Consider the following 4,717-nt stretch of genomic DNA (forward strand, 5'->3'; position numbering starts at 1 on the left):
TCACGCCCGCAGGCTCAAGACCCTGCGGGGACTCACACCCTACGAATACGTCAACAAAATCCGGACGCAAGAACCACAACGATTCAAACTCGATCCGTACCAGCACATTCCGGGACTAAACAACTAACGTGGTCGCCTTCAATCCGCCGCCAATTACCGGCATGTCCACCACCGGCGGTTTCGAGGCCTATTTGCAGAACCGCTCCGGCGCCCCACCGCAGGCGATCATGGAGACCGCGCAAGCGCTGGCAACGGCCGCCGACGAGCGTCCGGAACTGGCCGACGTGCAGGCGACGCTCAACACCGACATTTCGCGCTACCACGCGGATCTGGACAGGGAAAAGGCCATGGCGCTCAACGTGCCCATCAACGAAGTCTTTGCCACGATGCAGGCGACCTTCGGGGCGCTCGACGTCAACGACTTCACCTTGCTCGGTCGCAATTTCCAGGTCAACATCCAGTCGGAACCCAGCTTTCGTGATCAGCCGGACGACCTGGATAGCGTCTACGTGCGCTCCAGCGACGGTCGCATGATCCCCTTGAGCTCGCTGGTCATGGTTACGCGCGCGCGGGACCCGACATCGTCGAGCGTTTCAACGTGTTCACCGCGAGCAAGATCATCGGCAATCCGGCGCCCGGCTATAGTTCCGGCCAGGCAATCGCGGCCATGGAGGAGGTCGCGGCGGACACGCTGGGCGAAAGTTATCGGCTCGCGTGGACGGGCGCTGCCTATCAGGAGCAAGCGACTGGCGGAACAGCACAAATCGCGTTTATCTTCGGCCTGATTATGGTTTTCCTGATCTTGGCGGCGCAATACGAGCGCTGGTCGCTGCCGCTCGCGGTGATCACAGCCGTTCCATTCGCCGTGTTCGGCGCCGCGCTCGCCGTGCTGCTGCGCGGCCTGCAGAACGATCTTTACTTTCAGGTCGGCCTGATCGTGCTGATCGGTCTGGCCGCCAAGAACGCAATCCTTATCGTCGAGTTCGCGGTGCTGCGCGCCAGGCCGGCCGCACGGCAATGGAAGCGGCGATCGAGGCGGCGCGCCTGCGCTTTCGGACAATCGTCATGACCTCGCTGACCTTTATCCTGGCTTGCGTGCCGCTGGCCTTGAGCACCGGCGCGGGTGCGGCCAGCCGTCAATCAATAGGCACCGGCCTGATTGGCGGCATGCTGGCGGCGACCTTGCTCGCGCCTCTGTTCATACCGCTGTTTTATACACTGATCGAGGGATTCGGTTCTCGCCTGCCACGTTGCAAGTCTGAGCCCGAAGGAGAGATGAAGCATGCTTAAATGGGTCACCGCGCTCATTACGATCAGTCTTGGCGCCTGCGCCGTAGGACCGGATTATCGTCGCCCCGCGCTGGATTTACCCGCGCAGTGGAACGACGAGGTGCTGCTCACCGCGCGGGAGCGCGCCGAGCTGTCCGGCTGGTGGGGCTATTTCGAGGACCCGGAGATCGCGCGGGTGCGCGAGACGCGCGCGCGGCTGGGTTTCGCGCAGGCCGAGCAGTTTCCGACGGTGGATTTACAGATTGACGCCGCGCGCGAACGGGTGAGCGAGATCCGTGGCGCTCAGGATCGGGGCGCCGGCGGATTCGGAACGCCAAGCGGCGGCACGTTTAATTTGTTCTCCATCGCCGGCGCGCTCGATTACGAAGTCGATCTATGGGCCGGCTGGACCGCCTCGAGGAATCGGCGCGCGGATCGTTGTTCCAGTCGATTTTCGCGCGCGACGCGGTCGGGTTGATGGTGATTACCGATGTCGTCACTACGTATTTCCGGCTGCTCGGTGCCGAGCAACAGCTGACGATCGCGCTGCGCACCGTGAGTTCACGCGAACGCGGGTTTTCGCTGGAGCGCGCGCGTTACGAAAACGGCGCTGCCGATCAGTTGAGTTTCAGGCAGGCGCAGGCGGGACTGGAGAGCGTGCGCGCCGAGTTGCCACCGCTCAGGCAACAGGTTCGCGACCTGGAAAGCGCACTGTCCGTGCTGGTCGGCGACAGCGCACGGGAGATTATCCAGGCGCGGCGCGTACCGCGCGGTGTACTGGCGGGCTTAAGCCTGCCCGCGCGCATGCCGAGCGTCCTGCCCTCCAGCCTGATCGAGCGACGTCCTGACATACGCGCGTCCGAAGCCGCGCTGATGGCGGCCAACGCAAATATCGGCGCGACCAAGGCGCAGTATTTTCCGCGCCTGAATCTGGGGGCGCTGGTCGGCTTTCAGGCGGTGCAAATCGGCGATCTGTTCGACGATTCATCGGAGAGCTGGAGCGCCAGTGGTTCGCTGCTGACGCCGCTGCTCTACTTCAGACGTATCGAGGCCGACGTGGAACGCGCGCGCGATCCGAGGGCTGGCCCGGACATTAACAGAGCACGCGCCGAGGCACTGCGCTCGGAATTGCTCAGTGAGCAAAACCTCAGCGGCATACTCGTCAGTCAACCGTCAACGCGCGGCCCTGAAACGTCGTCCGCGTTTTGACTATCCGGGACTTCTACTAAGCACCGGCCAGATACAGGATCAGGTGCACCATGCCCCACAGAAACAGCACGAACAGGACCGTTGCGATCAGCCCCGCGACGATAAAATGCGCCGGATTGCCGGGCGTGAAATCGCGCGCGCGATTCTTTTCGCTCTGTACACCGAAGTAGGCCGCGCCTACGCTCTTGAAGACTCGCAAGAGACCGGGTTTGGGTTGTTCATTCATGGAAGCAGGTTCCATCGTAATTATTCACTCGGTCGTGGCACCGGCAGCTGCCGCGCGCGTCGAAGCTTCTGGGCCGTCGACGAACATCAACACGATCGCGCCGGCGATAAACAGCACCAGCAGTGAAAGAATGCCCAGCCGGTGGCTGCCGGTCAGCACGCCGGTCCAGCCGACCATCACAGGGCCGACGATCGCCGCGAATTTACCCAGCATATTATAAAAACCGAACAGCTCCGCGGCCTTTTCGGGTGGAATCAGACGCGCGTAATAAGCGCGGCTCAAGGACTGAATACCGCCCTGCACCAGTCCAATCGACGCGGCCAGCACATAAAACTCCCAGGCGGCATCGATCGTCGCGCCCCAGCACAGCACCAGAATATACACACCGATGGCGATCAGAATGCCGGCCTTGGTGCCGAGCCTTTGTCCGAGAAAGCCGAACGCGATGGTCGCGGGGAAGCCCACAAACTGCACCAGCAGCAGCGCGAGGATCAGATCGCCCGTCTCGAAGCCCAGAGCCTTGCCATAATCGACCGCCAGCAGCACCACTGTATCCACGCCGTCGATATAACACCAGTAGGCCACCAGAAACAGCGCGACCATGCGCAGCTCGCGAATGTTCTTGAGCGTAGCGGCAAGCCGGCGCATACCCGCTCGCAGGCTGCCACCGGCGCCCGCGCGTCCCATGTGTGCCGGCTCGCGCACAAAGATCATCAGCGGCAGCGAAAACAAACACCACCACATCGCCGTTAACAGGAACGACACCCGCACCACCTGCGCGCCATCTTCGAATCCGAACACATCCGGGAAGCTGTACATCAACACGCAGAGGGCGAACAAGAGCCCGCCGCCGAGATAACCCAGCGCGTATCCCAGCGCGGAGACGGCGTCGTATCGCTCCCGCGGCGCGACACCGATCAGCAACGAATCGTAAAAGGCATTCGCGCCGGCAAAGCCGATGGTGGCGAGCGCATACACCGTGGCGGCCAACAGCCACTCGCCCGCGGCTATCCAGAACAGGCCGAAGGTGGCGATCATGCCCAACGCGGCGAAGACAAGCAGAAAACGCCAACGCCAGCCGGCTACATCCGCGATCGCGCCCAGCAACGGCAACGTCGCGATCACGAACACGCTCGCTATCGAAGTGGACATTCCCAGATGCAGGGTAATGGCTGTGCTGGCCTGCCCCGCGCTCCAGAACTCACGAAAAAATATTGGAAAGAAACCGGCCATGACCACGGTCGCGTACGCGGAGTTGGCCCAGTCGTAGCTGGCCCAGGCGAGAATTTCTCGCCTGTTCGCCGTAAACTCGTTCTTGCGTTCCTCAGCGGCCATATGTCATTGAGCTTACTACACGGTTCTCATGCACAATTGCATTCCACGCGCGGCAAGAAATAACTTTTGTTCGTGGGCCACTGGCTCAGACAGGCAGGAGGTCAATCGCGCAGTAATTGGTACCAGCCTTGGGTTATCATAAAAGCTACCAATGTACTCTAACAGGCGGGCGTTCAATCGCGCAGTTACGGTGAACTCATGTCGTCTCATGCACTGAAACATGGCCGTTACACTTATCAGGACTACTGCGCGTGGCCGGACGACGAGCGCTGGGAGCTGATCGACGGTCAGGCGTACAACATGAGTACCGCGCCCACGCGAAGGCACCAAGATGTTGTGATGGAGCTATCGCGCCAGATCGCCAATTTCCTGCGCGCTCATTCCTGCCGGGTGTACACGGCCCCGTTCGATGTGCGTTTGCCGCGCGCGGGCGAGGCGGATGCCGAGATAGATACAGTCGTGCAACCCGACATCTCGGTAATTTGTGACGCGAGTAAACTCGACGACCCCGGCTGCCGCGGGGCCCCCGACTGGATCATCGAAGTCCTCTCGCCCGGCACCGCCGCCAAAGACCAGATCAGAAAGCGCGAACTGTACCAGCGCCACGGCGTCAAGGAATACTGGCTGGTGCATCCGATAGACCGGATCCTGATTGTCTACAAGCTTGAAACGCAGGAA

The 4,717-nt window shown here is 61.6% G+C and carries 5 protein-coding genes and 1 pseudogene; 4 read left to right on the forward strand and 2 right to left on the reverse strand.

Annotated elements, in window-relative coordinates:
* Positions 1–161: 161 nt before the first annotated feature.
* The 3 genes and pseudogenes from H0V34_08520 to H0V34_08530 all read left to right on the forward strand — a co-directional run bounded on the left by H0V34_08520 (position 162) and on the right by H0V34_08530 (position 2,478).
* Positions 162–1,290, forward strand: a pseudogene (locus tag H0V34_08520) (efflux RND transporter permease subunit).
* The gene (locus H0V34_08525; GenBank protein MBA2491729.1) at positions 1,283–1,747 is read left to right on the forward strand and encodes a hypothetical protein; all 465 of its coding nucleotides are present in this window, start codon (positions 1,283–1,285) and stop codon (positions 1,745–1,747) included. The pseudogene H0V34_08520 and the gene H0V34_08525 overlap by 8 nt, the downstream one beginning before the upstream one ends.
* Positions 1,708–2,478, forward strand: a complete 771-nt coding sequence (locus H0V34_08530; protein ID MBA2491730.1) for a TolC family protein — start codon at positions 1,708–1,710, stop codon at positions 2,476–2,478. Before H0V34_08525 ends, H0V34_08530 begins: the two co-directional genes overlap by 40 nt.
* Before the next feature lie 16 nt (positions 2,479–2,494).
* Here the strand turns inward: H0V34_08530 and H0V34_08535 are convergent, their stop codons facing one another.
* Together H0V34_08535 and H0V34_08540 are read right to left on the reverse strand one after the other, a co-directional pair.
* Positions 2,495–2,719 carry a DUF2970 domain-containing protein gene (locus tag H0V34_08535; protein MBA2491731.1) on the reverse strand — a complete coding sequence of 75 codons (225 nt, stop codon included), beginning with the start codon at positions 2,717–2,719 and terminating at the stop codon, positions 2,495–2,497.
* 9 nt (positions 2,720–2,728) lie between these two features.
* Complete coding sequence (locus H0V34_08540; protein ID MBA2491732.1) at positions 2,729–4,039, reverse strand: MFS transporter; 1,311 nt, start codon at positions 4,037–4,039, stop codon at positions 2,729–2,731.
* A gap of 198 nt (positions 4,040–4,237) precedes the next feature.
* Between H0V34_08540 and H0V34_08545 the strand changes: the two genes are divergently transcribed.
* Positions 4,238–4,717: Uma2 family endonuclease (locus H0V34_08545; protein MBA2491733.1), on the forward strand; the 480-nt coding region annotated here is incomplete at its 3' end.

The organism is Gammaproteobacteria bacterium (assembly GCA_013696315.1).
Classification (GTDB): Bacteria; Pseudomonadota; Gammaproteobacteria; order JACCYU01; family JACCYU01; genus JACCYU01.

What these genes read in the sequence shown, in the direction of transcription:
- H0V34_08535 (MBA2491731.1), bottom strand. Translation starts at nt 2,719, where the DNA reads ATGGAACCTGCTTCCATGAATGAACAACCCAAACCCGGTCTCTTGCGA.
- H0V34_08525 (MBA2491729.1), top strand. Translation starts at nt 1,283, where the DNA reads ATGCTTAAATGGGTCACCGCGCTCATTACGATCAGTCTTGGCGCCTGC.
- H0V34_08540 (MBA2491732.1), bottom strand. Translation starts at nt 4,039, where the DNA reads ATGGCCGCTGAGGAACGCAAGAACGAGTTTACGGCGAACAGGCGAGAA.